This window comes from Arthrobacter sp. SLBN-100 (assembly GCF_006715305.1).
GTDB lineage: Bacteria > Actinomycetota > Actinomycetes > Actinomycetales > Micrococcaceae > Arthrobacter.
Genome location: NZ_VFMY01000001.1, coordinates 3,349,655 through 3,375,826 on the forward strand (window position 1 = coordinate 3,349,655; position 26,172 = coordinate 3,375,826).

General features: G+C 65.2%; 24 protein-coding genes and 1 pseudogene. 14 read left to right on the forward strand and 11 right to left on the reverse strand.

The genetic code is table 11. From position 1 onward, the window contains the following. The first annotated feature begins 10 nt into the window (after positions 1-10). The 3 genes from lysS to FBY31_RS15425 all read left to right on the forward strand — a co-directional run bounded on the left by lysS (position 11) and on the right by FBY31_RS15425 (position 2,198). Positions 11-1,549, forward strand: coding sequence for a lysine--tRNA ligase (gene lysS / locus FBY31_RS15415; protein WP_142045429.1), 1,539 nt, complete (start codon positions 11-13; stop codon positions 1,547-1,549). 2 nt (positions 1,550-1,551) lie between these two features. Then, the gene (locus tag FBY31_RS15420) at positions 1,552-1,731 is read left to right on the forward strand and encodes a hypothetical protein (protein WP_142042818.1); all 180 of its coding nucleotides are present in this window, start codon (positions 1,552-1,554) and stop codon (positions 1,729-1,731) included. A 131-nt stretch (positions 1,732-1,862) separates the two neighbouring features. Continuing rightward, entirely contained in the window at positions 1,863-2,198 is a 336-nt protein-coding gene (locus FBY31_RS15425) for a histone-like nucleoid-structuring protein Lsr2 (RefSeq protein WP_142042821.1), read from the forward strand. A gap of 109 nt (positions 2,199-2,307) precedes the next feature. Here the strand turns inward: FBY31_RS15425 and FBY31_RS15430 are convergent, their stop codons facing one another. Further along, the gene (locus tag FBY31_RS15430) at positions 2,308-2,925 is read right to left on the reverse strand and encodes a hypothetical protein (protein WP_142042824.1); all 618 of its coding nucleotides are present in this window, start codon (positions 2,923-2,925) and stop codon (positions 2,308-2,310) included. Between the two features lie 234 nt (positions 2,926-3,159). Here FBY31_RS15430 and FBY31_RS15435 point away from each other — a divergent pair, with 234 nt between their 5' ends. Beyond that, complete coding sequence (locus FBY31_RS15435; RefSeq protein WP_142042827.1) at positions 3,160-5,652, forward strand: ATP-dependent Clp protease ATP-binding subunit; 2,493 nt, start codon at positions 3,160-3,162, stop codon at positions 5,650-5,652. 379 nt (positions 5,653-6,031) lie between these two features. Here the strand turns inward: FBY31_RS15435 and FBY31_RS15440 are convergent. Then, positions 6,032-7,005: pseudogene (locus tag FBY31_RS15440) on the reverse strand (amino acid permease); the annotation flags it as partial. Between the two features lie 96 nt (positions 7,006-7,101). On the opposite strand from FBY31_RS15440, the gene FBY31_RS15445 reads away from it, so the two are divergent. From FBY31_RS15445 to FBY31_RS15465, 5 genes are all read left to right on the forward strand, one after another. Continuing rightward, entirely contained in the window at positions 7,102-7,611 is a 510-nt protein-coding gene (locus FBY31_RS15445) for an amino-acid N-acetyltransferase (RefSeq protein ID WP_142042830.1), read from the forward strand. Between the two features lie 255 nt (positions 7,612-7,866). Continuing rightward, positions 7,867-8,868 (forward strand): dihydroxyacetone kinase subunit DhaK, encoded by a 1,002-nt coding sequence (dhaK, locus tag FBY31_RS15450; RefSeq protein ID WP_142042833.1) that lies wholly within the window; start codon positions 7,867-7,869, stop codon positions 8,866-8,868. A gap of 2 nt (positions 8,869-8,870) precedes the next feature. Next, positions 8,871-9,503, forward strand: a complete 633-nt coding sequence (gene dhaL, locus FBY31_RS15455) for a dihydroxyacetone kinase subunit DhaL (RefSeq protein ID WP_142042836.1) — start codon at positions 8,871-8,873, stop codon at positions 9,501-9,503. After that, on the forward strand, positions 9,500-10,195 hold the full coding sequence (dhaM, locus tag FBY31_RS15460) for a dihydroxyacetone kinase phosphoryl donor subunit DhaM (protein WP_142042839.1): 696 nt from the start codon (positions 9,500-9,502) through the stop codon (positions 10,193-10,195). Before dhaL ends, dhaM begins: the two co-directional genes overlap by 4 nt. A gap of 105 nt (positions 10,196-10,300) precedes the next feature. Next, a complete protein-coding gene (locus FBY31_RS15465) occupies positions 10,301-10,483 on the forward strand; it encodes a hypothetical protein (RefSeq protein WP_142042841.1) in 183 nt (60 codons plus the stop codon). A gap of 9 nt (positions 10,484-10,492) precedes the next feature. Here FBY31_RS15465 and FBY31_RS15470 read toward each other — a convergent pair whose 3' ends face one another. Then, a complete protein-coding gene (locus FBY31_RS15470) occupies positions 10,493-10,984 on the reverse strand; it encodes a hypothetical protein (protein ID WP_142042844.1) in 492 nt (163 codons plus the stop codon). Between the two features lie 98 nt (positions 10,985-11,082). Next, entirely contained in the window at positions 11,083-11,901 is an 819-nt protein-coding gene (locus FBY31_RS15475; RefSeq protein WP_200833381.1) for an A/G-specific adenine glycosylase, read from the reverse strand. A gap of 302 nt (positions 11,902-12,203) precedes the next feature. Between FBY31_RS15475 and FBY31_RS15480 the strand changes: the two genes are divergently transcribed. Further along, complete coding sequence (locus FBY31_RS15480; protein WP_142042850.1) at positions 12,204-12,908, forward strand: hypothetical protein; 705 nt, start codon at positions 12,204-12,206, stop codon at positions 12,906-12,908. Positions 12,909-12,988: 80 nt separating this feature from the next. Here FBY31_RS15480 and disA read toward each other — a convergent pair whose 3' ends face one another. Further along, positions 12,989-14,065, reverse strand: a complete 1,077-nt coding sequence (gene disA / locus FBY31_RS15485) for a DNA integrity scanning diadenylate cyclase DisA (protein WP_142042853.1) — start codon at positions 14,063-14,065, stop codon at positions 12,989-12,991. Between the two features lie 376 nt (positions 14,066-14,441). Continuing rightward, a complete protein-coding gene (locus tag FBY31_RS22840; protein ID WP_160142475.1) occupies positions 14,442-14,855 on the reverse strand; it encodes a hypothetical protein in 414 nt (137 codons plus the stop codon). Between the two features lie 216 nt (positions 14,856-15,071). Between FBY31_RS22840 and FBY31_RS15495 the strand changes: the two genes are divergently transcribed. After that, the gene (locus tag FBY31_RS15495; RefSeq protein WP_142042856.1) at positions 15,072-16,685 is read left to right on the forward strand and encodes a peptide chain release factor 3; all 1,614 of its coding nucleotides are present in this window, start codon (positions 15,072-15,074) and stop codon (positions 16,683-16,685) included. Positions 16,686-16,691: 6 nt separating this feature from the next. After that, complete coding sequence (locus tag FBY31_RS15500) at positions 16,692-17,921, forward strand: beta-ketoacyl-[acyl-carrier-protein] synthase family protein (protein ID WP_142042859.1); 1,230 nt, start codon at positions 16,692-16,694, stop codon at positions 17,919-17,921. A gap of 111 nt (positions 17,922-18,032) precedes the next feature. Here FBY31_RS15500 and FBY31_RS15505 read toward each other — a convergent pair whose 3' ends face one another. From FBY31_RS15505 to FBY31_RS15525, 5 genes are all read right to left on the reverse strand, one after another. Next, entirely contained in the window at positions 18,033-19,385 is a 1,353-nt protein-coding gene (locus FBY31_RS15505) for an MFS transporter (protein WP_142042862.1), read from the reverse strand. A gap of 100 nt (positions 19,386-19,485) precedes the next feature. Further along, positions 19,486-20,814 carry an enolase C-terminal domain-like protein gene (locus tag FBY31_RS15510; RefSeq protein WP_142042865.1) on the reverse strand — a complete coding sequence of 443 codons (1,329 nt, stop codon included), beginning with the start codon at positions 20,812-20,814 and terminating at the stop codon, positions 19,486-19,488. Beyond that, positions 20,811-22,424: an aldehyde dehydrogenase (NADP(+)) gene (locus FBY31_RS15515; protein WP_142042868.1), complete on the reverse strand. Its 1,614-nt coding sequence runs from the start codon at positions 22,422-22,424 to the stop codon at positions 20,811-20,813. The genes FBY31_RS15510 and FBY31_RS15515 overlap by 4 nt, the downstream gene beginning before the upstream one ends. 72 nt (positions 22,425-22,496) lie before the next feature. Then, positions 22,497-23,411, reverse strand: a complete 915-nt coding sequence (gene kdgD / locus FBY31_RS15520; RefSeq protein WP_142042871.1) for a 5-dehydro-4-deoxyglucarate dehydratase — start codon at positions 23,409-23,411, stop codon at positions 22,497-22,499. Positions 23,412-23,552: 141 nt separating this feature from the next. Further along, complete coding sequence (locus FBY31_RS15525; RefSeq protein WP_142042874.1) at positions 23,553-24,437, reverse strand: LysR family transcriptional regulator; 885 nt, start codon at positions 24,435-24,437, stop codon at positions 23,553-23,555. A gap of 142 nt (positions 24,438-24,579) precedes the next feature. Here FBY31_RS15525 and FBY31_RS15530 point away from each other — a divergent pair, with 142 nt between their 5' ends. Together FBY31_RS15530 and FBY31_RS15535 are read left to right on the forward strand one after the other, a co-directional pair. Next, the gene (locus FBY31_RS15530; RefSeq protein ID WP_142042877.1) at positions 24,580-25,581 is read left to right on the forward strand and encodes a Bug family tripartite tricarboxylate transporter substrate binding protein; all 1,002 of its coding nucleotides are present in this window, start codon (positions 24,580-24,582) and stop codon (positions 25,579-25,581) included. 5 nt (positions 25,582-25,586) lie between these two features. After that, the gene (locus FBY31_RS15535) at positions 25,587-26,171 is read left to right on the forward strand and encodes a tripartite tricarboxylate transporter TctB family protein (protein ID WP_142045431.1); all 585 of its coding nucleotides are present in this window, start codon (positions 25,587-25,589) and stop codon (positions 26,169-26,171) included. The last annotated feature ends 1 nt before the right edge of the window (position 26,172 follow it).

The window sequence follows — 26,172 nt, forward strand, 5'->3', positions numbered from 1 at the left end:
GGTAAACTTGATGATTGTGACTTCCCAAAACACCCCCTCGCCCAAGAACGCCCCGGAGCCGCTGGATGCCAGCGAACAGATGCGGATCCGCATGGAGAAGCGCGCCAAACTGATCGAGCGCGGCATTGAGGCGTACCCGGTGGGTGTGGAGCGGACGCACTCGCTCGCGGAGATCCGCGAAAAGTACGCCCACCTCCAGGCGGACGACACCACTGGCGACATTGTGGGCGTCACCGGGCGCGTTGTCTTCGTCCGCAACACAGGAAAGCTCTGCTTCGCGACGCTCCAGGAGGGCGGCACGGACGGCAAGGGAACCCGTCTGCAGGCCATGCTCAGCCTCGCCAACGTGGGCGAAGAAGCGCTCGCGGACTGGAAGGCACTGGTGGACCTCGGCGACCACGTGTTCATCAAGGGCGAAGTCATCTCCTCCCGCCGCGGGGAGCTGTCCGTCATGGCGGAATCCTGGTCCATGGCGTCCAAGGCCCTCCGCCCGCTGCCGGTGCTGCACGCCGAGCTGAACGAGGAGACCCGCGTCCGCCAGCGCTACGTGGACCTGATGGTCCGCGACGAAGCCCGCGAAATGGTCTACACCCGCGCTGCCATCACCCGCTCCATCCGCGAGACGCTCTTCCGGCACAACTACGTTGAGGTGGAGACCCCCATCCTGCAGCTGGTCCACGGCGGCGCGCTGGCGCGGCCGTTCGAGACCCACATGAACGCCTTCGACCAGAAGATGACCCTGCGCATCGCTACTGAGCTTTACCTCAAGCGTGCCGTGGTGGGCGGCATCGACCGCGTTTACGACATGGGCCGGGTGTTCCGCAATGAAGGTGTGGACTCCACCCACAGCCCGGAGTTCACCACGCTCGAGAGCTACGAAGCGTGGGCGGACCAGTTTGTGATGGCGGAGCGCATCAAGGAGATCATCCTCGACGCCGCCGATGCCGTGGGTGCCGGCCGTATCCTGCAGACCGAAGCAGGAGAGATCAACCTCGACGGCGACTGGGCCTGGGTCCCCGTGTACCCCGGACTGTCCGACGCCGTTGGGCAGGACATCACGCCGGACACTCCGCTGGAGGTGCTTCGCGGGATTGCCGAAAAGCACGAGGTCAAGGCTGATCCCAAGTGGGACGCCGAGAAGCTGGTGGTTGAGCTCTTCGGCGAAATTGTGGAGCCCACGCTGCTGAACCCGACGTTCGTCTACGATTACCCGCCCTCCGCCCAGCCGTTGGCCCGGCCCCACCGCGAGGACGGCCGGCTGATCGAGGCCTGGGACCTCATTATCGGCGGCATGGAGCGCGGTACTGCGTTCTCCGAACTGATCGACCCCGTGATCCAGCGCGAGCGGCTCACGGAGCAGTCCCGGCACGCCGCCGCCGGCGACGATGAAGCAATGCAGCTGGACGAGGACTTCCTGCGGGCGCTCGAATACGGTGCCCCTCCGATGGGTGGTATCGGCCTCGGAATCGACCGGCTGGTGATGCTGTTCACCGGCGCAGGCATCCGCGAAACCATCCTCTTCCCATTGCTCAAGCCTGAGGGGCACTGACCATGGAATACGTAGCTGTCCTCCTTCCCTCGCTGGTGGTGGGGTTGCTCTTCTGGTTCGCCATGAAGGCGATCTTTAATGCTGACAAGTCAGAACGCCAGGCAGAGGCGAGTGCCCAGGCCGAAGCCGAAGCGCGGGCCGCATCCTCGGCGGACCGGCCGCATCCGGAATCGAATAGATAAACCCCTGACTTTCTGCCTTTATCCCCAGGAACCATTTGGCGCTTTGACGCGTTGCCATAAAAAGAGTCATACTTTTTATGAAACATCCTGCTTTTCTGAAAACCGAACCCTTTCCAAGAGGAAGACCTTAAATGGCACAGAAAGTAAACATCATCCTCGTTGATGATCTGGATGGGGGATCCGCGGACGAGAATGTTAAGTTTGGCCTCGACGGGGCCAGTTATGAGATTGATCTTTCGGCGGCCAACGCCGCTGAGCTCCGTTCTTCACTGGAACGGTTTATTGGCGCAGCGCGGAAGGCTTCCGGCGGCGGCGGCCGGACTGCCCGGACCAAACCGTCGGGCGGAGGCCGCAGCCACGATTCGGCACAGATTCGCCAATGGGCACGGGAAAACGGCTATACCGTTAACAGCCGTGGCCGAATTCAGGCCGAAATCCAGGAAGCCTACCAAAAGGCAAATTCCTAGTTCCGGCAAGAACCCGGTAATAAGCCCTGCTTCCCGCTTCGGGAGGCAGGGCTTTTTTCTGTGCCCGGGCACTCCGTACCACAACCGGAATTGCACCGGGCTGCCGCAATTAGTCCTTCGCCACAGGGATGCCGGGACGGCTGGCTGGAACGCGCCGCAGGAGGCCCGCCGCAGCGAGCTGTTCGGAGAGGTAGAAAACGAACGGCGGGATGTCGCCGGTCTTGGCCAGGACCGCTGCCGAGCCGAGCGCGGCGAGGCCAACGGCTGCTGCCTCTTTTTCCCTGCGGGGCAAGCCGGCCAGGACGCCGGACAGGGCCCCGAGGGCGAGCACATGCAGCCAGGCGTAGGCAAGGAACGGCCATGCCGGATAACGCCGGGCCGCGAAACGCTCCAGATCGGATGCGCGCAACGCGAGCTGCGAGACAAACAACGGCGCCCCGGCGGTGAGAGCGGCAGCGGCTATCCCCGCACACGCCTTAGTCCTGCCCGGCGGAAGGGCGAAGGCAATCCGTGCGAACGCGGCAGGCATGGCGGCGGTGCCTGCCGCGGCGACGTGCTGTCCCAGGATCCATGAGCGCTGCCCCTTGCGCAGCATCTCAAGCCGGCGGACGGGGTCAGGTTCCAGGTACACGCCCGGCACGGGGGTGATGCCCGCAAGCCAGACTGCGCCGGCGGCCAAAGCCACTTTCGCGGGTTTGCGGACGCTTTCCACGTTCACGCTGGACATTCCGTGGCCTCCCCGCGATTTCCCTGATGAAACCAAGAATGGGGCATCCGGTGCAGCGGGACAAGCCTGCCGGCTATGGTCCCTTTTCAGGCCAACAGGACGTCCCGGCAACGCTGCTTTGCGGCGCCTGACGATATTCCCGGCCCGCCCGGGTTTCCCCCGTGGCGAACACGCTCCACAAGTCCCTGCGGGCCACGTAGCATCAAAGTACGTCGTAGCTAGGAGTGTGGCGAAATGTTTGAGCGATTTACGGACCGTGCCCGTCGCGTAGTTGTGCTTGCCCAAGAAGAGGCACGCATGCTGAACCACAATTACATCGGTACCGAACACATCCTCTTGGGTCTGATCCATGAGGGTGAGGGCGTTGCCGCCAAAGCTCTTGAGTCCTTGAGCATTTCGCTCGACGGCGTTCGCGAGCAGGTGCAGGAGATCATCGGGCAGGGCCAGCAGGCGCCGTCCGGCCACATCCCCTTCACCCCCCGTGCCAAGAAGGTGCTGGAGCTCTCGCTGCGCGAAGCCCTCCAGCTGGGCCACAACTACATCGGCACGGAGCACATCCTGCTGGGCCTCATCCGCGAGGGTGAGGGCGTTGCCGCCCAGGTGCTGGTCAAGCTCGGCGCCGACCTTAACCGGGTCCGCCAGCAGGTCATCCAACTGCTGTCCGGCTACCAGGGCAAGGAAACTACCGGTGCAGGCGCCGGGTCGGGCCAGCCCGAAGGTGCTCCGGCCGGTTCCGTGGTGCTGGACCAGTTCGGCCGCAACCTGACCCAGGCTGCCCGCGAAAACAAACTGGATCCGGTCATCGGGCGCGAGCAGGAGATGGAACGCGTCATGCAGGTCCTCTCCCGCCGTACCAAGAACAACCCGGTGCTGATCGGTGAGCCGGGCGTCGGCAAGACGGCCGTCGTCGAAGGCCTTGCCCAGGCGATTGTCCGCGGGGACGTCCCGGAGACCATCCGTGACAAGCAGCTCTACACCCTGGACCTCGGGTCCCTGGTGGCAGGCTCCCGCTACCGCGGTGACTTCGAAGAGCGCCTGAAGAAGGTCCTCAAGGAAATTCGCACCCGCGGCGACATCATCCTGTTCATCGACGAAATCCACACCCTCGTCGGTGCCGGCGCCGCCGAAGGTGCCATCGATGCTGCGTCCATCCTGAAGCCCATGCTGGCCCGCGGTGAACTGCAGACCATCGGTGCCACCACGCTTGACGAGTACCGCAAGCACATCGAGAAGGACGCCGCGCTGGAGCGCCGCTTCCAGCCCATCCAGGTTAAGGAACCCTCCGTGGCGCACGCCATCGAGATCCTCAAGGGCCTGCGTGACCGCTACGAAGCACACCACCGCGTCACCATCACCGACGGCGCGCTGGCCTCCGCTGCCAGCCTTGCCGAGCGCTACATCTCGGACCGCTTCCTGCCGGACAAGGCGATCGACCTGATCGACGAGGCAGGCGCCCGGCTGCGCATCCGCCGCATGACCGCTCCGCCGGAGCTCAAGGCCATGGACGAGCGCATCGCCAAGCTCAAGATGGAAAAGGAGTCCGCGATTGACGCGCAGGACTTCGAAGGTGCAGCTGCGCTCCGTGACAAGGAGCAAAAGATGATCACCGAACGCTCCGAGAAGGAACGCCACTGGAAGTCCGGCGGCATGGATGACATCTCCGAGGTGGATGAGGATCTCATCGCCGAGGTGCTGGCCAACTCCACCGGCATCCCCGTCTTCAAGCTGACCGAGGAAGAGTCCTCGCGGCTGCTGAAGATGGAAGACGAACTGCACAAGCGCGTGGTGGGCCAGAACGAAGCCATCAAGGCACTGTCCCAGGCCATCCGCCGCACCCGTGCAGGGCTCAAGGACCCCAAGCGCCCGGGTGGCTCGTTCATCTTCGCCGGCCCCACCGGCGTCGGCAAGACCGAGTTGGCCAAGGCACTGGCTGAGTTCCTGTTCGGCGAAGAGGATGCCCTGATCACCCTGGACATGTCCGAGTACTCCGAGAAGCACACCGTTTCGCGGCTCTTCGGTGCCCCTCCGGGCTACGTTGGCTACGAAGAAGGCGGCCAGCTGACCGAGAAGGTCCGGCGCCGTCCGTTCTCAGTGGTGCTGTTCGACGAAGTGGAAAAGGCCCACGCGGACCTCTTCAACTCGCTGCTGCAGATCCTGGAAGACGGCCGCCTGACCGACTCCCAGGGCCGCGTGGTGGACTTCAAGAACACCGTGATCATCATGACCACCAACCTGGGCACCCGGGACATCTCCAAGAGTGTTGCCACCGGCTTCCAGTCCGGCACCGACACGCAGACCGGCTACAACCGCATGCGTGCCCGTGTGACGGAGGAGCTCAAGCAGCACTTCCGGCCCGAGTTCCTGAACCGCGTGGATGACGTTGTGGTGTTCCCGCAGCTCACCCAGGACGAGATCATCGAGATCGTGGACATGTTCGTGACCCGCCTCGAGAAGCGGCTCAAGGACAAGGACATGGGCATCGAGCTGACCAAGGCAGCCAAGGTGCTCCTGGCCACCCGCGGTTACGATCCCGCCATGGGTGCCCGGCCGCTGCGCCGCACCATCCAGCGCGAGATCGAGGATCAGCTCTCCGAGAAGATCCTGTTCGGCGAGATCCACGCCGGCGACATCGTCGTGGTGGACGTGGAAGGCGACGGCGACGACGCCAAGTTCACGTTCGCCGGCAACGCCAAGCCGCGCATCCCGGAAATCGCCCCCAGCGTCTAGCACCAAAATCGAAGGCCCCGCCCGCTCCCAGAGCAGGCGGGGTCTTTCGCTTTGCCTCCGCTCGCGTCAAAGGTTGACGTCCGGCGGTTCCCGTGGCTGGCTTTCCGTGCTTCATCCGTGGCTGGGTCTTGGCGGGTCGGGTCCGGCGCCGGACATCAGAGATTTCCCGGCGCCTGCTCCTGCGTCGCTCTGACGGGGCCTACATAAATCCCTGATATCCGGCGCCTCGTGCGTCACCCACCCTCTGCAGGCATTGGATGGTGTGACACAAGCGGCTTTGGCCCGCATGAACGGTGCTGCCCAACACCGTTCATGCGGGGCAGGGCCGTTCATGCTCACGGCCGCTCGGCCGCTGACTATCGGTGCGATACCAAGCGGTGTCGCCGCCCGAGCGCAGGAAGTTCCGGCGATGGAAGAAGTGTGCCGCCGTGATGGACATCCAGAGGCCCACCGTGGCAAAAGGGGCAACGGATACGAGTACCAGGTAGACGGTTGTTGGTGCCACTTCGCTGCTGATCAGCGAAGCCAGGCCGCCCAGCATGCTGACGCAGAGGGCAAGCAGTGGAATGCCGCGCCTGGTGAGTTTTTGCAGCGCCTTGGGGGCGCGGCCTTCATCGGCAAGGGAGAAAAGCATTCGGGCACAGGAAAACAGGCCGCCGTTCCCGGTGGACAAAAGTGCGGTGATGATGACGAAATTCATGATGTCGGCGGCGTCGGGAATGCCCAGTTGTGAGAAGACGGTGACAAAGGGGCGTAGTTCCAGTGACGTTTCCCCGTAAGGCACCGGACCGGCGATAACAGCGACGGCGCCAACAAAGAAAACCATCCGGCAGATAACAGTGGTTCGCATCGCCCTAGGAATACTGACTCCGGGGTTGGCAGTTTCTCCGGCTGCCACGCCAATGAGTTCGGACCCCGAGAATGCATAGAAGACTGCAAGGGTGGTGATCAGGACGCCGGTAATTCCGTTGGGAAACAGCCCCTGCGGCGTATTGAGGTTTTCACCCAGGAACGGATACCCATTTTCGGCCAGCGGATGAAAGCCGAGCAGTGCTGCGCCGCCCAGGACAATCAGCCCGATGACGGCGGCGACCTTTATTAGCGCGAACCAGAACTCCGATCCACCAAAGACCCGGGAAGAGATCGCGTTGAGCGTAAATAGCACCGCAGCAAAAACGAGGCACTAAATCCAAACGTCCACCTGCGGGAACCAGCGCTGCATCAGGAGGCCCGCCGCGGTGAACTCCGAACCCAGGCAACCGCCCAGCAGAGCCAGTAAAGCCAGGCCGTGGCAAAGCCGGTGGCGGGACCTTTCGACCTGGCTGCATAGATGTAGAGGGCACCGGGCACCGGTTAGGCAACCGCCGGCAAATGTCTGGGAGACGGTGCCGAACCTAAGCGGGTGCAGCCAACCATGCCAGCAGGGTGCCATCGAACTAGGATTGCCCTGTGACTGACTCCTTCGATATCCGCCCTGCGCGCACCAGCGATGTGTCCGCCATCAAGAAACTTGTAGCGCCGCTGGCAGAGCAGCGGATTCTGATGGCCAAGGAGACCGTGGCGTACTACGAAAGCCTGCAGGAGTTCCGTATCGCCGAGTCGGCCGACGGCGACATCATCGGCTGCGGGGCGCTCCACGTGATGTGGGAAGACCTGGCCGAAGTAAGGACCCTGGCTGCTTCGGAGGACTGGCGCGGGAAGGGCGTTGGCCACGTGCTGGTGCAGAGCCTGCTTGAGGAAGCCCGCGCCCTGGGTGTGGCACGCGTCTTTTGCCTCACCTTCGAGGTGGACTTCTTCAAGCGCCACGGCTTCGAAGTCATGGAAGACCAGTCCGCTGTGGATCCGGTGGTCTACTCTGAACTGCTCCGCTCTCATGACGAAGGCGTGGCGGAGTTCCTGGACCTTGCAAGGGTGAAGCCGAACACCCTCGGCAACACCCGAATGATCAAGTTCCTCTGACCCGCGGTACTCCCGCTGCGCAGCATTGTCCGGCTCCAGAAGAAAACAGGGCAGCAGTCCTTTGACCTGCGGTTTCTTTTACTAGATTTGATGGATAAACTGAGTGCGGCCGGGTTTGGGGGCCTAGGGAAAGGGATGGTCATTGGGGGCTGTCCCTTTTCTGCGCCTGTGCAAGTCGGGCCCTATCGCCCCGCCACCCGCCGGTAGTAGGGTCGGGAATGTCATCCTCCAGGCAGCAGACCCAGGAGCACCGCCATGAAAAAGCTCATCAACGATCCAAAATCGGTAGTTGAAGAATCAGTGCAGGGTTTCGGCCAAGCACATGCAGACCTTGTAAACGTCAGTGCAGACCCCACATTCATCACCCGCAAGGACGCGCCGGTCAGTGGAAAAGTGGGCCTCGTCTCGGGCGGCGGCAGCGGCCATGAGCCGCTCCACGCCGGATTTGTGGGCCGCGGCATGCTCGACGCCGCCGTGCCGGGGGCCGTGTTCACCTCGCCTACGCCGGACCAGATCCTTCCGGCAACGCTCGCCGTAAACTCAGGTGCCGGCGTCGTGCACATCGTCAAGAACTACACCGGCGACGTCCTGAACTTCGAAACCGCAGCGGAACTCTCGGAAGCTGAGGGCGTGAACGTCCGCACCGTCCTGGTCAATGACGACGTAGCCGTGGAGGACTCGCTGTACACCGCGGGCCGCCGCGGGGTGGGCGGAACCGTGTTGGTGGAGAAGATCGCCGGTGCTGCCGCCGAACGCGGGGACGGCCTCGATGCGGTGGCCGCCATCGGCGACCGGGTCAACACCAACGTCCGCACCATGGGCGTGGCACTCTCGGCCTGCACGGTTCCCCACGCGGGCTCGCCAAGCTTTGACCTGGCCGAGGACGAAATTGAGATCGGCATCGGGATCCATGGCGAGCCCGGCAGGCACCGCATCCCCATGGAGAACGCGGACGGCATCACAGACCGGTTGCTGGAACCCGTGCTGTCCGATCTGGGAATCACCTCGGGGGACAAGGTGCTTTTGTTCGTCAACGGCATGGGCGGCACTCCGCTGAGCGAGTTGTACATTGTGTACCGGCGGGCCGCGCAGGTGCTCGCTGACAGGGGCGCCGCCGTCGAGCGTTCCCTGGTGGGCAACTACATCACGGCACTGGAAATGCAGGGCTGCTCCATCTCGGTGCTGAGGCTGGACGACGAGCTCACGGAACTGTGGGACGCCCCGGTGCACACGGCAGCATTGCGTTGGGGCGTGTAACGGTGTTACTGGATGTGAACTGGACGGTCAAGTGGCTGACGCTGTGCGCGCAGGCGATGGCAGAGCACCGGGTGGAGCTGATTGAGCTGGACCGGGCCATCGGGGATTCCGACCACGGCGAGAACATGGACCGCGGATTCCAGGCCGTCCTGGATAAACTTGCCGAGTCCCCGCCGGAAACCCCGGGTGCTGCGCTGAAGCTCACGGCCATGACGCTGATGTCTAAAGTGGGCGGGGCTGCGGGCCCGCTCTACGGTACGGCATTCCTGCGCGCGGCCACGTCCCTGGGTGACGCTCCCGAAATTGATCCTGCCGCCTGGGCCGTTGCCCTCACCGCCGCCCGGGACGGGATTGTGGCCCGCGGGAAAGCGGAACTGGGGGACAAGACCATGGTGGACGCCTGGACGCCGGCGGCTGAAGCGGCGGGCAAGGCGGCCGCAAACGGCAGCACTGAGCCGTTGACCGTCCTGGTTGCTGCGGCCGAGGCTGCGGAGGCGGGGGCAGTGGCCACCGATCCGCTGGTGGCACGGAAAGGGCGGGCAAGTTACCTGGGGGAGCGCAGCGCCGGGCACCGCGATCCGGGCGCAGCCTCCAGCGCCCTGATCCTGCGTGCTGCGGTGAAGGCGGCTGCGTGAGCGTCAGCATCGTGGTGGTGTCCCATAGTGAAAAGATTGCCGACGGCGCCGCGGAACTTGCTGCGCAAATGGCACCCGACGTCGTCATCCTGCCAGCGGGCGGCACCACTGACGGCAGGATCGGCACCAGCCTGGAGAAGGTCATGGCCGCGCTGGACCAGGTGGCCAACGGCGGTGGTACGGTGATCCTCACCGATCTGGGATCGGCCGTGATGACCGCGGAATCAGCGCTGGAATTTGTGGAAAACCCGGCCGACGTGGTGTTGGCAGACGCGCCGCTGGTGGAGGGACTCGTGGCTGCGGCGGTCGCTGCGCAGGGTGGCGGTGACCTGCAGGCGGTCAAGCGGGCAGCGGAGGCAGTCCGGGGCCCGGCCACGCAGCCCGGGGCTCCTGGAATGCAGGAGGTTGGGAAAGGTTCCGTCACCGGTTCCGGGCCCGACTTCACCGGCGACTTTGAACTCATTAACCAGGCGGGCATGCATGCGCGGCCTGCGGCCAAGATAGCCGGCGGCCTGTCGTCCCTGGATGCCGAAGTCCGGATCAACGGCGTGGACGCCACCTCGATGACATTGCTGATGACCCTGGCGGCCGGTAAGGGAGCGGTGCTGCACATTGAAGCCTGGGGCGCGGACGCCGAACGCGCCGTGAACTACGTCGGCGGGCTCGTGCAGGCCGGCTTCGGCGAGCCGTAGGGCACCCGTTCCCGATGCCTGAACACGGTGCCTGAACAACCCGAATAATGCCCAAGCGGTGTGTTCGCACCGCCTGGGCAGGCTCCTGCGAATATGCTCGATGCCATGGAACGGCCCGACCTCGAAGACAACGCCCCGGATATCGCAGTGCTGGAGGGGCAGACGTCCGTTGAGGAACTCCTTGCTGACCTGGGCTTCGAGTGGTTGCCGGAAGCTGCTGCGGGAGCCGACGGCCCCGGGGTTTTCACGGAGGAGAGCTTCAGCCAGCCCGCGCTGTTCCAGTTCTAAATTCCAGGATCAGGTGCTTTCCCGCAATCCTTGGGCGTCCAGGATCACCGACGCCGAAATGAACCTGCCGCACTGCTCGCCGAACGGGTAGTCGCCCCGCGGGCGGAAATCCAGGGTCCGCACGGGCAGGGGTGATCCGTCCGGCGCAGTTGCGGAAGCCGTCACTGCCATGGGAGATTCTGTCAGGGTATCCAGGAACAGGGTGGCGATCTTCGTGCCGTCAGGGGAGGCAGTCGCGGAGCAGGCCCCCTCCGGCGTGCAGCCCTGGTCGATTGACGCGCTGCCCGCGCGCAACTCCACGTCTTCTTCCTCGCACTGCCCGTCCTGGCAGGCCTTGAGGTGCAGCCTCTGCACCAGCGGCGCGTAGTCGGCTGTAACGGTAACCGCAACAGCTGTGGCTTGAGCGATGGCCGGGCAGGGGACTGCGCCGGGGCCGGGTCCGCACGCAGTGGCGAGTCCCGCCGTCGTTATCACCGCCAAAAGCAGTCCGCCCTTGCCCATACTTCAGCGTAAGGCCGGGCGTGATGCACGCCTGCGGTCAACGCTGAAGTGATGCAAACATCGTTATGGTGGCCGCCGGTCAGGGGTTTGAGAGCGGGCTAGGCGGGGAGCCGGTATCCGCCGTTGTGCACTTCGGCGAGGCCGTCGGCAAGCAGCCCGCTCAGCGCCCGGTCCAGTTGCTCAGGAGCTGAGCCAAGCCTGTAGAGGGCTGCCAGCGGCACGCCGATTCCCTCCGGCGCGAACCCCAGATCCGCCGGCTCCCGCTGGAACATCTCCGCAGGCACCGGCGCCTCCGCCACGCGGAGTACGGCCATCACGGCTCCGCGCACCTGGCGGTCAGTGCCGTGCCAGGCCTGTCCCTTGGGGATGTACGACGGCCGCGGCTCGCCTGCAGCCCGCCAGGCACAGGAGTCCCGGACGGGACAGCCGCCGCACTTGGGTGCTCGGGCTGTACAGACCAGCGCCCCCAACTCCATCACTGCAGCGTTCCAGCGGGCTGATGTGCCGTCGTCGTCCGGAAGGAGCTGGGCGGCGAGCCGCATCTCCGCGGCCGTCAGGGCAGGGGCGGGAAGCGCCGCGCCGGAGATCAGTCTGGCGTGGACCCGCCTGATATTGGTGTCCACCACGGTTTCGCGCCGCCCGAAGGCGAAGGCCGCCACAGCTGCTGCCGTGTAACTGCCTACTCCGGGCAACGCCAGCAATTCGGCGTAGGTGTCAGGAACCTTGCCAGCATGGTCCTGGACAATTGCAACTGCTGCCGCGTGCAGCCGCAGCGCCCGGCGCGGATAACCAAGCCTGCCCCAGGACCGCACTGCCTCTCCGGCGGGTTCCCCCGCCAGGCCAGCCGGGGTGGGCCAGCGCTTCAGCCACTCATGCCAGACGGGCAGTACCCGGACCACGGGGGTTTGCTGCAGCATGATCTCACTGACCAGCACGCCCCAGGCCGAACAGGCGGGGTCACGCCAAGGCAGGTCGCGGGCAATGCCGGCGAACCAGGTGTTGATCCGGGTGTGCAGCGCCTGCAGTTCCGGCCCCGAAGGGAAACGGGCAGGCGCGGCGGGAGATAAGGCTACAGTGTCGATCCCAACACTGTAATGGATCCCGTCCGGGAGCCTGAAAAAGGATGTGGGCCGCCCGGTTTATGGATGTGACCAGAGCGATGGCCCTGCCGGCGGCGTGGTGGCAGGGCAGATCCGCGGCCGTTCTCTAGCCTAGGAGGATGGGCGGGCAAGGCAATTCATCAAGCGGCAGGACAACGGCATCCGGATCCAGCAAGGTCCGCAAGCCGAGCCCTGCCGTGTACCGCCGGCGCCGGCTGTTCCTCGGTGCGGCGGTGCTGCTGGTGATCGCACTGGTGGTCGGCGGCTTCTCCCTCGCCGGCGCCTTCAGCGGCAGGTCCGAACAGGCATCATCCACCGATCCTGCTGCCGGCGCAACCGCGTCCGCTGACCCGTCCAGCCAGGCGTCGCCGTCGTCCTTTGCTCCGGGGCCGACCCCGACGCCGACGCCCACCCCGACCCCGTCACCCACCCCCACCTGCAACCAGAACCTGGTGACCGTTTCGGCTTCCACGGACAAGGCCGCCTACGGCCCCGAGGAAAACCCGATGCTGACCCTTAAGGTGACCAACGGCGGCACCACGCCGTGCGAGGTCAACATCGGAACCTCGCAGATGGAATTCCTGGTGACCAGCGGCGCGGACCGGATCTTCTCATCCAGGGATTGCCAGGCGAAGAGCGAGGACCTGGTGAAAATTATTGCGCCGGGGTCCAGCGAAACCGCCAACTTCCCGTGGTCTCGAAACCGTTCGGTTGACGGCTGCCAGCCCGTGGAAGCCAAGCCGGGAGGCGGCGGCGCCTACTACATCTTCACCGCGAAGCTCGGCTCCAAAGCCAGCCCTAAGGCAGTCTTCCAGCTGAACTGACGGGCTTCTGCCGTGGGCCCACGTTGGCAGAGTCTTCCAGCTGAACTGACGGGCTTGCGAGGCGAGGGCCCCAGTGGGGACTAGAGGAAGCGGTCCAGCAGGCTGGCTTCTGCCATCCGGCTAAGGCCTTCGCGCACTGTGCGGGCACGCTGGTCGCCGATGCCGTCCACGGTCATGAGGTCGTCGATGGTAGCCGCCATGAGGAACTGGAGGCCGCCGAAGTGGTCCACCAGGCGGTCCGCAACAGCCTTCGGAACTGCTTTGAGGCCCGAGAGCAGGCGGTAACCCCGTGGCTGCACAACGGCGTCCAGGTTTGCTTCGCCGCCCGCAAACCCCACGATGCTGGAGATCTTGCCCAGGTCAATCAGCTCCGTCGGACCCAGGTTCACCAGTTCGTTGACTGCTTTTTCGATGTCCTCGGCGGAAGCGGTGGGGCTGGCGTAATCGCGGATGATCACGTCGCTTCCGGGGCCCCGGCCAACTGTGAGCTCATCGAGCTGGAGCGACAGGAGGCGGCCGTCCTCGCCCAGTTCCAGGACGTACTGCGAGATTTCCTCAGAGATGCGGCGGACCATTTCCTGCCGCTGGAGGGTGACAGCGACATCCCTTATCGTCACCATGGCTTCGATTTCCAGGGCGGAAAGCGAACTGGTGACCTGGTCCAGGCGGGACCGGTAACGTTCCAGGGTGGCGAGGGCCTGGTTGGCGCGGGCCAGGACGTTTTCGGATCCCTCCAGGACATGGCGCAGGCCGTTCACGTAAAGGGCGATGATCTGCATGGACTGGCTGACCGAGATGACGGGTACGCCCGTTTGGATTGCCACGCGTTCGGCTGTGCGGTGGCGGGTGCCGGATTCCTGGGTTTCGATGCTGGAATCGGGGACAAGCTGGACGGCGGCGCGGAGGATATTGCCGGCGTCCTTGTCGCAGATGATGGCACCATCCATCTTGGCGAGTTCACGGAGCCGGGTGGGGGAGAAATCGATACCGATATCGAAACCACCCGAGCAGATGGAGTCGATGGTCCGGTCCGAACCCAGGACGATCAACGCACCGGTCCGTCCCCGGAGGATCCGCTCCAGCCCGTCGCGGAGCGGGGTTCCGGGTGCCACTCTGGCCAGGGTTGCCCTGAGAGATTCTTCGGGGCTCCGCGCCATTAAGTATTTCCCTTCAAAGGTGCGGGCCGGACGCCCGCAGGAATGCCGGTTTTATGCTTCGCCGGCAGGATCAAAAAATGCTCATTTCCCGCAAGCTCAATGATAGGGGTAAGAAACCCCAACTTCCGCACGGGTAAGCCCTAAAGTGCCCCGTTAGGGGATGCTCCCAACCGGAACAAATGCGTTCGACGGCGGGCAGCCGGGTAGCCGCTTTGCGGATCCGGCCATTTCCGTTTGCGCCCGCTGCCCCCGGCGATCCTTTCATCAGGCCCAGCGTGAGGGCCTGCCACACCAGCAGGCAAAAGCGCCGCTAGGGCAGCTGCGGGTTACAGCGGAAAATGAAGTGCCACTGGCATCAGAATGCCGCGCTGGAGCGTTACCGCGTCCGCTCGCGGAGCATCCGCTCCAGTTCCCGGCTGACTTTCTTGAGGGACGCCGCCCGCAGCGCTTTCTCCTCCGCCACCGTCTGTTTCCTGCCCAGCCGTTCCTCCGGAGCATAACCCTCGGCGGCCGATTCCGGCCCTGATGCACTACCCGGCGCCTGTTGGCCGGGCAGCCCCTGCAGGGTTTGACTTCCCTGCCTGCCCTGCGTCCTTAACCCTTGCGTCAGTGGCGCCGCCGGCAGTGGCGCCGCCGGCAGTGGCGCCCCCGGCATTGGCGCGGACTTCATTGGCGCGGGCTTCATTGGCGCCGCCGGCAGTGGCGCGGCCGCGAGCGGATCGAAGAAGAGGGCGCCGGAGTACGAAGTGCAGCCCACCTCTTCAGTTCCTTCCGGGAGTGGTCCGGGCATTACCGGGCATCATCATGCGGCCACGGTAGCCCGCACTCATTTCGCGGCTTTGAACTATTGGTTTCGGCGGCGTTAAGCGGACCCGCAGTGATTTGCGGTGCTGAGATAAAGTGGAACTTGGCTTTCCGCCAGTCCGTTCCCGGCCCGGGCCGCAGCGCCCCCGGCGCGCAGTGCCTACAAGGCGCCTGGGCAGTCCCCCGCAGCGAAAGTAGCACCGTGTCCCAAGATGTCCTCACCCCCGCCCGGATCTCGGAGATTCACAAAGAGGCAGGCCGACGCAGGACCTTTGCTGTCATTTCCCACCCGGACGCCGGCAAGTCCACGCTCACTGAAGCGCTTGCCCTGCATGCCAAGGTGATCGGCACTGCCGGTGCCTCCAGCGGCAAGGCCAACCGCAAGGAAACCGTCTCGGACTGGATGCAGATGGAGAAGGACCGCGGCATCTCCATCAGCTCGGCGGCGCTGCAGTTCTCCTACCGGGACACCGTCATCAACCTCCTGGACACCCCCGGCCACGCCGACTTCTCCGAGGACACCTACCGCGTGCTCGCCGCCGTCGACTGCGCCGTGATGCTGGTGGACGCCGCCAAGGGCCTGGAAACCCAGACCATGAAGCTGTTCGAGGTCTGCAAGCAGCGCAACCTGCCCATCATCACGGTCATCAACAAGTGGGACCGCCCCGGCCTGGACGCGCTGGCCCTGATGGACGAAATCACCGAGCGCACCGGCCTGCAGCCGATGCCCCTGACCTGGGCCGTGGGCATCTCCGGCGACTTCCGCGGAGTGTGGGACCTGCGCAACGACCGCTTTGCCCGCTTCCAGCGCAACAACGCCGGTGCGCAGATCGCCATCACCGAATACTTCACGCCGGAGGAAGCAGCCGAAACCCAGGGCAGCAACTGGTCCGACGCAGTGGACGAGGCCGGGCTGGTGATCGAGTCCAACCTTGAGTTCGATGTCGAGGCCTTCCACGCCGGCAAGGCCACGCCCATCCTGTTCAGCTCCGCCGCGCTCAATTTCGGCGTCAAGGAACTGCTGGATGCGCTGGTGGACTTCGCCCCGCCCGCAGCGTCCCGCCCGGATATCGACGGCAACCCCCGCCCGGTTGAGTCCCCCTTCTCCGGCTTCGTCTTCAAGGTCCAGGCAGGAATGAACAAGGCCCACCGGGACCACGTGGCCTTCATCCGTGTCTGCTCCGGCGTCTTTGAACGCGGCATGGTGGTCACCCAGACCCGCACCGGCAAGTCCTTTGCCACGAAGTATGCGCAGCAGGTGTTCGGCCGCGAACGCGAAGTCATCGACGAGGCGTACCCCGGGGACGTGGTGGGCCTGGTCAACGCTTCCTCGCTGCGCGTGGGCGACAGCCTGTTCCTGGAAGAAGCAGTGGAATACCCGGCCATCCCGCTGTTCGCCCCTGAGCACTTCCAGGTGGCCCGGTCCAAGGACCCCAGCAAGTTCAAGCAGTTCCGCCGCGGTATTGAACAGCTCGAGCACGAGGGCGTCATCCAGCTGCTCCGCTCCGACCTCCGCGGTGACCAGGCTCCGGTGCTTGCCGCCGTCGGCCCCATGCAGTTCGAGGTGGTGGAGGACCGCATGGCGCACGACTTCAGCGCCCCCATGCGGCTGGAACGGCTGCCCTACTCCCTGGCGAGGATTTCGACGGCGGATGCCATGCCCGCCCTGGCCAACGTACCGGGCGCCGAGGTGCTTTTGCGGTCCGACGGCGAATACCTGGCCCTGTTCAACGATGTCTGGGCACTGCGCAGGATCGAAAAGAACCATCCCGACCTCACCCTGGTGCCCATCGGCACGCACAACCCAGCAAAGTAGGGCCTTATGTCTGCAGGAAACCCCCGCGCGCTCATTACCGGCGTCGGCACCGTCAACCCTCTCGGATCCTCCGTGCCCGAAACCTGGTCCGCCCTGGTGTCGGGTACGTCCGGCATTGCACCGCTCGAGGCCGAGTGGGCGGAACAGCTGCCGGTGAAGATGGCAGGCCAGGTCACCGCGGACCTCTCCGGGCACCTCAGTACCCGCGAGATGAAGCGCATGGACCGCTGCGGGCAGTTGGCGCTGATCGCTGCACGGGAAGCCTGGAAGCAGGCCGGCGCCCCCGAAGTTGATCCGGAGCGCTTCGCCGTGGTGATCGGCTCAGCCTACGGCGGGCTGGGCTCTACGCTGGAACAGGACCGGACCCTTGCCGAATCCGGCCCGCGCAAGGTCTCGCCGCACACCCTCACCCGCCTGATGGTCAATGGCCCGGCGGCTTGGGTGTCCATCGATCTCGGTGCCCGCGGTGGCGCCCGGACGCCGGTCAGCGCGTGCGCCTCCGGGGCAGAGGCGATTGTCCAGGCAGCCGAGATGATCCGCTCCGGTGCGGCCGACGTCGTGATTGCCGGCGGCGTTGACGCTTCAGTCAACGACCTCGTAATCACCGGCTTCTCCCAGATCCGGGCTCTGTCCACCCGCAATGAGGATCCGCAGCGGGCATCGCGGCCGTTCGACGGCGGCCGGGACGGCTTTGTGCTCGCGGAGGGCGCCGGCGTGGTGGTGCTCGAGAGCGAAGAGCACGCCCGCGCCCGGGGCGCAGCGGTGCTGGGGGCAGTGGCCGGGGGATCGGTGACCTCCGACGCGAACGACATTGTTGCCGCCGATCCTGCCATGCAGCGCCGGGTCATGCAGAAGGCCCTTGAATCCGCGGGTTTGGCCGCCGAAGATATCGGCTTTGTGCACGCCCACGCCACGTCCACCCCTGTGGGAGACAAGCTTGAGGGCCAGGCCATCAACGCCATCTTCGGCGCCGGCATCCCGGTGACTTCCACCAAGGGGCATACCGGCCACCTGCTGGGCGGCGCGGGGGCGCTGGCCGCCGTCGTGGTGGTGGAAGCCCTGCGGACCGGAATGCTGCCGGGGACCCTCAACGTGGAGGCTGTGGACCCCGAAGTGCAGCTTAACGTCGTCACCGAAGACGTCCGCCATCTTCAGCCAGGTACTCCCTCGGCCGGCTTGGTGAATGCCTTCGGTTTCGGCGGGCACAGCGTTGCCCTGGTGATCACGGGCTCATAGCAACCGGGCCAGGGGCGGTTTGCGCCCGGATCGCCGGAACGGTGCCGCGACGCCGGAAATTTCCAACGTCCCGGCACCGTTCCGGCGATCGCGGCGCAATCGCTTCATCAGCTAGGCCCGGCTGGGGACCGGAGCCTCGACGCTGCGGTCCTGGGCCTCGGCGGCCGGCTCCGTTTCACTGCGCCCTTCCTTCAGGAAGTACACCAGGCCGGCGGCGATGGTGGACGCGGCAGCAAGGGCGAAGAGGCCAGGGATGACACTTCCGGTCTGCTCCTTGATGATGCCGAAGCCGAACGGAGCCACGAACCCGCCCAGGTTTCCCAGCGAGTTGATGATGGCAATCGCCGGGGCCAGGACCAGGGGGTGCAGCCCCGACTGCGGGATGGTCCAGAACAGCGGGGAAGCGCTCTTGAAGCCCATGGCGGCGATGGCCAGGAACACCAGGGCCATAACGGGGGACGCGACCGCGGCCGCCAACGTGCCGATTGCGGCGACCAGGAGCGCGGCCACCAGCAGCGGGCGCTTGGACTTGGCCTTGTCCTGCCACTTGGCCGCAAAGTACATGGCGAACACGGCGCAGATCCACGGGATCGAGGAGAGGAATCCGACAGTGAGGTCGGTGGTGCCGGGAATCTGTTTGATGATGCTCGGGAGCCAGAACGTATTTGCATAGATGGACAGCTGCACCGAGAAGTAGATGCCGCACAGCAGCAGGATCTGCGGGTTCAGGAGCATCTTCCAGCGGTTGATCCTTCCGCCGTCGGTCGTGGCGTGCTGGGCGTCCTCATCGGCGATGGCCTGGGACAGGGCGTCCTTTTCGGAGACGGTGAGCCACTTGGCGTCCTTGATTCTGGCGTCCAGGAGGAAGAACACGGTGATGCCGACGACGACGGACAGAATGCCTTCGAAGCCGAAGAGCCACTGCCAGCCGCGCAGGCCAAGGGCGCCGTGGAGGCTGAGCAGCATCCCGGCGATGGGTCCGGAAATGGCGGCGGCAATGGACGAGCCGGCGATGAAGACCGCTGTGGCCTTGCCACGCTGGCCCGCCGGAACCCAGCGGGCGAAGTAGAAGATGACGGCGGGGAAGAAGCCCGCTTCCGCGGCGCCCAGCAGGAAGCGCAGGACGTAGAACATGGTTTCGTTCTGCACAAACGCCATCAGGAAGGAAACGGCGCCCCAGCTGACCATGATCCTGGTCAGCCAGACCTTGGCGCCGTACTTCTCCATCATCACATTGCTGGGAACCTCAAAAATTGCGTAGGCGATAAAGAACAGCCCGGCACCGAATCCGTAGGCGGCGGCACCGATGCCAACGTCTGCCTGGAGGTGGTCCTGCGCGTAGCCAATGTTTGACCGGTTCAGCTGGTTGCAGACCAGCATGACCAGCATGATCGGCAACACGCGCTTGAAGAATTTCTTCGTGGCCGAGGCCACGTCCGCGACAGCATTGTCCACAGACATCATTGAATGTTTCCTTTGGGGGTAGATAACGCAGACCGGCTGCGGGCCACAGGTAAAGTAGTGGGGCCCATCACAGCGACCCCACTACTTTACCGGACGGCTGCTACCGAACGAGGCAGGGCCGCTTCGGATCGAAGGACCAACCGTCGATGTAGTACTGCATGCCGACGCTGTCGTCACGCGCGTCAAGGCCGTGCGCAAGGTACAGCTGGTGGGCCTTGTCCAAGGCCTCGCGGTCCAGTTCGATGCCGAGGCCGGGGGCGTCCGGAACTTCGATGGCGCCGCCCTTGATCTGCAGCGGTTCCCTGGTAAGACCCTGGCCGTCCTGCCAGATCCAGTGCGTGTCCAGCGCCGTGATCTCGCCCGGAGCCGCAGCGCCCGTGTGGGTGAACATTGCCAGCGAGATGTCGAAGTGGTTGTTCGAGTGCGAACCCCAGGTGAGGCCGAACTCGTGGCACATCTGCGCCACGCGGACCGAGCCGTGCATGGTCCAGAAGTGCGGATCGGCCAGCGGAATGTCGACGGCGTTGCTGCGGATGGCGTGCGACATCTCGCGCCAGTCGGTGGCGATCATGTTGGTGGCCGTCTTCAGCCCGGTGGCCCTGCGGAACTCCGTCATGACCTCCCGGCCGGAGAAGCGGCCTTCGGCGCCACAGGGGTCCTCCGCGTAGGCCACTACGCCCTGCATGCGCTTGCCCAGCCGGATGGCTTCATCCAGGAGCCAGCCGCCGTTCGGATCGAGGGTTACCCTGGCGTCGGGGAAGCGCTTGGCGAGGGCCGTGACAACGTCCACCTCATCGTCGCCGGACAGCACACCGCCCTTGAGCTTGAAGTCGCTGAAACCGTACCGTTCCTGGGCCGCTTCGGCCAGTGCGACGACGGCGTCCGGCGTCATTGCTTCCTGGCGCCGGAGTTTTTCCCACCGGTCAGCCGGGGCGTCCTCCACGAGGTAGGGCATGTCAGTGCGGGCGTGGTCGCCGACGAAGAACAGGTAACCGAGCATGGGCACAGAGCTGCGCTGCTGCCCGTCACCAAGCAGTTCCGCTACCGGTACGCCGAGGAACTGGCCGTGCAGGTCCAGCAGTGCGGACTCGACGGCGGTCACGGCGTGCACCGTGGTGCGCAGGTCGAAGGTCTGCAGGCCACGGCCTCCGGCGTCGCGGTCGGCGAACTCGGCGGCGACCTCCCGCAGCAGCGAGCGGTACCTGGCCACCGGCTGGCCGCTGATCAGGGCGCCGGCTTCCTCGATGGTGGTGCGGATCTTCTCGCCGCCGGGGACCTCGCCCAGGCCGGTGCGGCCGTCCGAGTCGGTGATGATGACGATGTTTCGGGTGAAGAAGGGGCCGTGCGCGCCGCTGAGGTTCATCAGCATGCTGTCATGGCCCGCTACCGGCACTACTTCGATGCGGGAGATGGTGGGCTGGTTGCTCATGCTCCTACCTCGGCCTTCTCCGCAGCGGGAACTACGTCGCCGTCGATCCGACGGTTGAGGTGCCAGGGGTTGGCGTCCTGCAGCGGGACGGGCAGCAATTCCTGGGGCAGGTTCTGGTAGGCGACGGGGCGGAGGAAGCGGTTGATGGCGAGGGTTCCCACCGAGGTGGTGCGGGAGTCGGAGGTAGCGGGGAAGGGGCCGCCGTGGACCATGGCGTGGCCTACTTCCACGCCGGTGGGCCAGCCGTTGACGATGATGCGCCCCACTTTCTGCTCGAGGGCAGGAATCAGGGGGGCCGCCGTCGGGTAGTCCTCTTCGGTGAGCTGCAGGGACGCGGTGAGCTGTCCTTCGAGCCGGTTGGCGGCCGCGATGAGTTCTTCCACGGATCCGTAGCGGATGACGAGGCTGGCGGCGCCGAAGATCTCCTCATGGAGGACGGAGTTGGACACGAACTCTTTGACCTGGGTGCCGAAGATGGTGGGCGCCGGGGCGTTCTTGGTCGCCCCCGCGAGGCCCTGGCCGATGAGGTCCACGCCTGCTGCGCTGCCCAGTGCTTCGGTGCCGGCATTCCATGAGCCGGCGATGCCTTCGGTGAGCATCGTCTGGCCTGCGCAGGCAGATACAGCGCGGCCGACGGCGGCAGCGAGTTTATCGCCCGGTTCACCTTCGGGGGCGAACAGCAGGCCGGGGGAGGTGCACAGCTGGCCGGAACTGCCGGTGACGGCGGTGACATACTGCTGCGCCAGGGCATCAATTTGTTCGGCGGAGCCGTTCAGGGCGCCCGGGAACACGAACACAGGGTTCAGCGATGACATCTCCGCGTATACCGGGATGGGCTCGCGGCGTGCGGCAGCGGTGCGCATCAGTGCGATGCCGGCACTTTGTGAGCCGGTGAAACCCACGGCCTTGATGGCAGGGTCTGCCACGAGGGCCTGGCCAATGCTGCTGCCCGGGCCGTAAACCAGGGAAAAGACTCCGGGGTGGAGGCCGCAGTCCTTGACCGCTTTGACCACGGCCTGGCCAACAAGTTCACCCGTGCCGGGGTGGGCGTTGTGCGCCTTGAAGACTACGGGGCAGCCGGCGGCGAGGGCCGAGGCGGTGTCTCCGCCCGCCGTCGAGAAGGCCAGCGGGAAGTTGCTGGCGCCGAAGACCGCGACGGGGCCGAGCGGGATCTGGCGCTGGCGGATGTCCGCCCGGGGCAGGGGAGTGCGTTCGGGCAGGGCCGGGTCCACGCGGACGCCGCGGAAGTCGCCCTGGCGGACGACCGCCGCGAAGAGCCGCAGCTGGCCGGTGGTGCGGGCGCGTTCGCCGGTCAGCCGCGCCGCGGGCAGGCCTGTTTCCTGGCCGGCGCGGATGATCAGTTCCTCGCCAATGGCCTCAATGTTGTCCGCGATGGTCTCCAGGAAAGCGGCGTGGATTTCCGGGTCCAGGGTGGAGAAGGATGGGTAGGCGGCGGCCGCGGCGGCGGTGGCCTCCGCGAGCTGGTCCCCTGTAATCAGGGAGTAGGCGGGATCGAGCTGTTCATTGGTGGCGGGATTGAAGCCGAAGGCTGTTTTCCCTTCGCCAATGACGGGCTGTCCGGCGATCAGGGAGTGTCCGGTGAGGGTCACGATGGTTCCTCCTAGTGGGGGAGTGGATCAGGAGACGGTTGTTCAGGAGACGGTGGCTCAGGAGACGGTGGCTTAGGAGACGGTGGCGATGAGGGCTTTGAGGTCCGCGAAATCCTGCTCCGCAAGGTTCTGCAATGGCGGGCGGACCGGGCCTGCGGAGCGGCCGATGGCGTCGAGCCCCGCCTTGACGATGGACACGGAGTATCCCTTGACGCGGTCGCGGATGTCCAGGTACGGGATCACAAAGTCATTGAGCTTCTTGTTGACGGCCACGCGGTCGTTGTTGCGCACGTCCTGGTAGAAGTCCAGGGCGAACTGCGGGACGAAGTTGTACATGGCGCTGGAGTAGGTGCTCATGCCGAGCTGCAGCAGGGGAAGCGCGAAGGTTTCGGCGGTGGGCAGGCCGCCGAGGTAGAAGAGCCGGTCGCCGAGTTTGGCGTAGACGCGGGCGTCGTGCTCGAGGTCTCCCACGCCGTCCTTGAAGCCGATGAGGTTTTCGTGCCGGTCAGCCAGCGTGGCCACCGTGGTGTCCTTGTAGATGGCGTTGGCCCGGTTGTAGATGATGACGCCCAGGGACGAGGCACGGCACACTGCGCTGACGTGCTCAACCAGGCCGGCCTGGTCCGCTTCGGTCAGGTACGGGGGCAACAGGAGGATGCCTTCGGCACCGGCAGCTTCGGCGGCCTTCGCGTTCTCGATGGCCTGGGCAGTGGACCCGCCGGCGGAGGCGAGCACAGGAACGCGGCCGCCCACTTCCTCCACGGCAGTGCGGACTACATGGGCGGACTCCGCCGGCGTCAGCGAAAAGCCTTCGCCTGTGCCGCCGGCGGCGAAGAGGCCGGCAACCGGGAAGCTCGCCTGCCACGCCAGGTGCTTGCGGTAGTTTTCCTCATCGAACTGCAGCCCGGCGTCGAATGAGGTCACGGGGAAGGACAGCAGGCCTTCCTTGAGAATGTCCGCCAGTTCCTGGGGTGAATGCTTTGCCACGGTGTGGTCCTCCGGTAAGTGCGCCATTCGGCGGCGCGCTGATGATTCCTTTCCAGACTAGGAGCGGCGCTGATGCCTGTCTAAGTGCATTTTTATATGTATTGATACCTTGGGGGCATGAAGCCGTGCGGGTCCGGGAAGCTACTCCATCGAGAACTCCAGGTCCCGCAGGAGGCGTAACAGTGCAGGGTTGGTGATCCTGCGGTTCCAGAGTGCATGCAGTTCCACCTGTTCACCTTCGCCCACTGCAAGTGGCAGGAACTCCACACCCTTGATGCCCAGCAGGGTGGCGGAATGGGGCACGAAGGCCACTCCCCGGTTGGCCGAAACCAGCGACACCATGGTGAGGATCTGGCTGACGGTATGCACAACATTGGCGTGCCGGATCGGCAGCATCCGCACCACGAGGTCGTAGAAGTAGCGGGCCTGGGTGGGTGAATGCATGATCAGGGGTTCGTCTTTGAAGTCCTCCGGGATGATGTCCCGGCCCAGCAGCGTCAACGGATGTCCGGTGGGGGCCGCCATGACCAGGGACTCCCGGTACAGCAGGTGGGAATCGAAGGTCTCCTTGTCGAATGGTGGACGGGCCAGGCCAAGGTCGAGCTCTCCGGTCAGCAGGCCGCTGAGCTGATCTCCCGTCACCAGTTCCTGAAGGTCGATGTCCACTTCCGGGATGATTCCCGCGAGCTCTTCGAGCAGCGGCCCCAGGATGCTGAAGCCGCTGGCCGCGGTGAAGCCGATGCGAAGGATGCCGGAGCGCCCTGACGCGATGCGGCGGGCGGTCACCGGAGCCCGTTCGGCCAGGGCCATCAGGCGCCGGGCCTCATCCAGGAACGCCTGCCCGGCGGACGTCAGCTGGACTTTCCTGTTGTCGCGCTCCAGCAGTTCCGCCCCGATGATCTTTTCCAGTTTCTGGATCTGTCGGCTCAGTGGCGGCTGGGTCATGTTCAGGCGCTCGGCGGCCCGGCCGAAATGCAGTTCCTCGGCCACGGCGATGAATCCGGCCAACTGGTCGAAAGTAAACATGATGCCTTCCGGGTATCAAATGATGCTGATTTGGGCTTAGACAAGCATCATAATGGCTCCCTACACTCGACAAAGCGAAAACGGGGTGACCCGCTTCACAGATGATCAGGGCTTTCGCAGCCCACGCGAACTAGGAGTTCCAATGATGCACTTCCCGACCCGCCGCGCCGTCCTCGGAACGGCTTCGGCAATCACCCTGCTCGCACTGACAGCATGCGGCAACGTCGCCGGTGGTGCTGCCAACACGTCCAAATACCCCTCCGGTCCCGTCAACCTCTCGGTCGGCCAGGCGGCCGGAGGCAGCACCGACCTGATCGCCCGCGCCCTGGCCGAGGGCGCTGCCAAGACCCTTGGCCAGCCGATGCCCGTGGTCAACAAGCCGGGCGCCAACGGCGCCCTGGCCACGAAGGAAGTTGCGGGCAAGCCCGCCGACGGGCAGGAGCTGGTACTGCTGAATGCCTCGCTGATCACCATCACGCCCCTGGCTGTCTCGGCTGACGAAGCCGTCAACATCGATGACCTGGACGTCATTGCCGGCCTGTCGCAGGACGACTACGTCCTCGTGGCCAGCTCCCAGTCCGGATTCAAGACGTTCAAGGACGTCACCGGCGCCGGCCGCAACGTCACCTTCGGCACCACCGGCGTCGGCACCGGAAGCCAGCTGGCCCAGACGGTTCTCTTCAAGCAGGCCAGCGTCCAGGGCACCGACATTCCCTTTGACAGCGGCAAGCCGGCCCTGACGGCAGTTCTCGGCAACCAGGTTGAGCTCGCCACCATCCAGCTTGGCGAAGCGATGCCGCAGATCCAGGCCGGAAAGGTGTCGCCGCTCCTGGTCTTCTCGGAGGACCGCACCAGCTTCCTTCCTGACACGCCCACCGCAAAGGAAGCCGGCTACGACGTCCCGGTCGCCCAGTACCGCGCAGTGGCCGCCCCGAAGGGCACCCCGCAGGAGGTCAAGGACAAGCTGCTCGCCGCGTTCCAGGAGTCATTCAAGTCGGACGCCTACAAGGAATTCAACACGAAGAACTCGCTGACCCCGAAGGAGATTTCCGGCGAGGAAGTTGTGACTGACTGGAAGGAATACGCAGCGAAGTACAAGGAACTGGTGGAGAAGTACGACATCAGCCTGAGCGGAAATAAGTGATCCCTGTGACAGGAACACCCGCAGTACCCGCCGGAGGCAGCAGCGCGACTGCCGCCTCCAGCGGGGACGCCCCCCACAGCCTCCCCGGGGAAGTCCTGGATGACCTCACACCCGAGCAGCTTGCGGCCCAGTGGGAGGAAGAAAAGCCGCCCGCGGCCGGTGCCCTCGCAAACGCGGCCTCCTCACTGGTGGTCATCGGTGTGGGCATTGGCGCGGTGGTCCTCTCCATTGCCATGGGGCTGGGCACTCCGGAGAAGCCGCAGCCTGGCCTCTGGCCGTTCATCATCAGCGGCGTCATGGTGGCCCTCGGGCTGTTCCAGCTGATCGCCGGCCGGCACAACCGCGATGCGGAGAAGTTCACGCGGATGTCCGCCGCGCCGCTGACCGGCCTGGTGACCCTCGCCGCCATGGTGGCCCTGATGCCGCTGATCGGTTTCGAGCTGCCGGCCCTGGTCCTGTGCATCATCTGGATGCGCTTCCTGGGCGGGGAAACCTGGCGCTCCACCCTTGTGGTCAGCGCGGGCGTCGTCATTGCTTTTTACGGCATCTTCGTCCTGGCACTCAACACCTCCATTCCCCACCTTTTCTAGG

Coding starts and splice junctions, on each gene's coding strand:
- lysS (WP_142045429.1), top strand. CDS start 11: ATGATTGTGACTTCCCAAAACACCCCCTCGCCCAAGAACGCCCCGGAG.
- FBY31_RS15510 (WP_142042865.1), bottom strand. CDS start 20,814: ATGAGCAACCAGCCCACCATCTCCCGCATCGAAGTAGTGCCGGTAGCG.
- dhaK (WP_142042833.1), top strand. CDS start 7,867: ATGAAAAAGCTCATCAACGATCCAAAATCGGTAGTTGAAGAATCAGTG.
- FBY31_RS15470 (WP_142042844.1), bottom strand. CDS start 10,984: ATGGGCAAGGGCGGACTGCTTTTGGCGGTGATAACGACGGCGGGACTC.
- FBY31_RS15420 (WP_142042818.1), top strand. CDS start 1,552: ATGGAATACGTAGCTGTCCTCCTTCCCTCGCTGGTGGTGGGGTTGCTC.
- FBY31_RS15480 (WP_142042850.1), top strand. CDS start 12,204: ATGGGCGGGCAAGGCAATTCATCAAGCGGCAGGACAACGGCATCCGGA.
- FBY31_RS15505 (WP_142042862.1), bottom strand. CDS start 19,385: ATGATGTCTGTGGACAATGCTGTCGCGGACGTGGCCTCGGCCACGAAG.
- FBY31_RS15500 (WP_142042859.1), top strand. CDS start 16,692: ATGTCTGCAGGAAACCCCCGCGCGCTCATTACCGGCGTCGGCACCGTC.
- FBY31_RS15430 (WP_142042824.1), bottom strand. CDS start 2,925: ATGTCCAGCGTGAACGTGGAAAGCGTCCGCAAACCCGCGAAAGTGGCT.
- FBY31_RS15465 (WP_142042841.1), top strand. CDS start 10,301: ATGGAACGGCCCGACCTCGAAGACAACGCCCCGGATATCGCAGTGCTG.
- FBY31_RS22840 (WP_160142475.1), bottom strand. CDS start 14,855: ATGCCCGGACCACTCCCGGAAGGAACTGAAGAGGTGGGCTGCACTTCG.
- disA (WP_142042853.1), bottom strand. CDS start 14,065: ATGGCGCGGAGCCCCGAAGAATCTCTCAGGGCAACCCTGGCCAGAGTG.
- FBY31_RS15435 (WP_142042827.1), top strand. CDS start 3,160: ATGTTTGAGCGATTTACGGACCGTGCCCGTCGCGTAGTTGTGCTTGCC.
- FBY31_RS15475 (WP_200833381.1), bottom strand. CDS start 11,901: ATGCTGCAGCAAACCCCCGTGGTCCGGGTACTGCCCGTCTGGCATGAG.
- FBY31_RS15525 (WP_142042874.1), bottom strand. CDS start 24,437: ATGTTTACTTTCGACCAGTTGGCCGGATTCATCGCCGTGGCCGAGGAA.
- FBY31_RS15530 (WP_142042877.1), top strand. CDS start 24,580: ATGATGCACTTCCCGACCCGCCGCGCCGTCCTCGGAACGGCTTCGGCA.
- FBY31_RS15425 (WP_142042821.1), top strand. CDS start 1,863: ATGGCACAGAAAGTAAACATCATCCTCGTTGATGATCTGGATGGGGGA.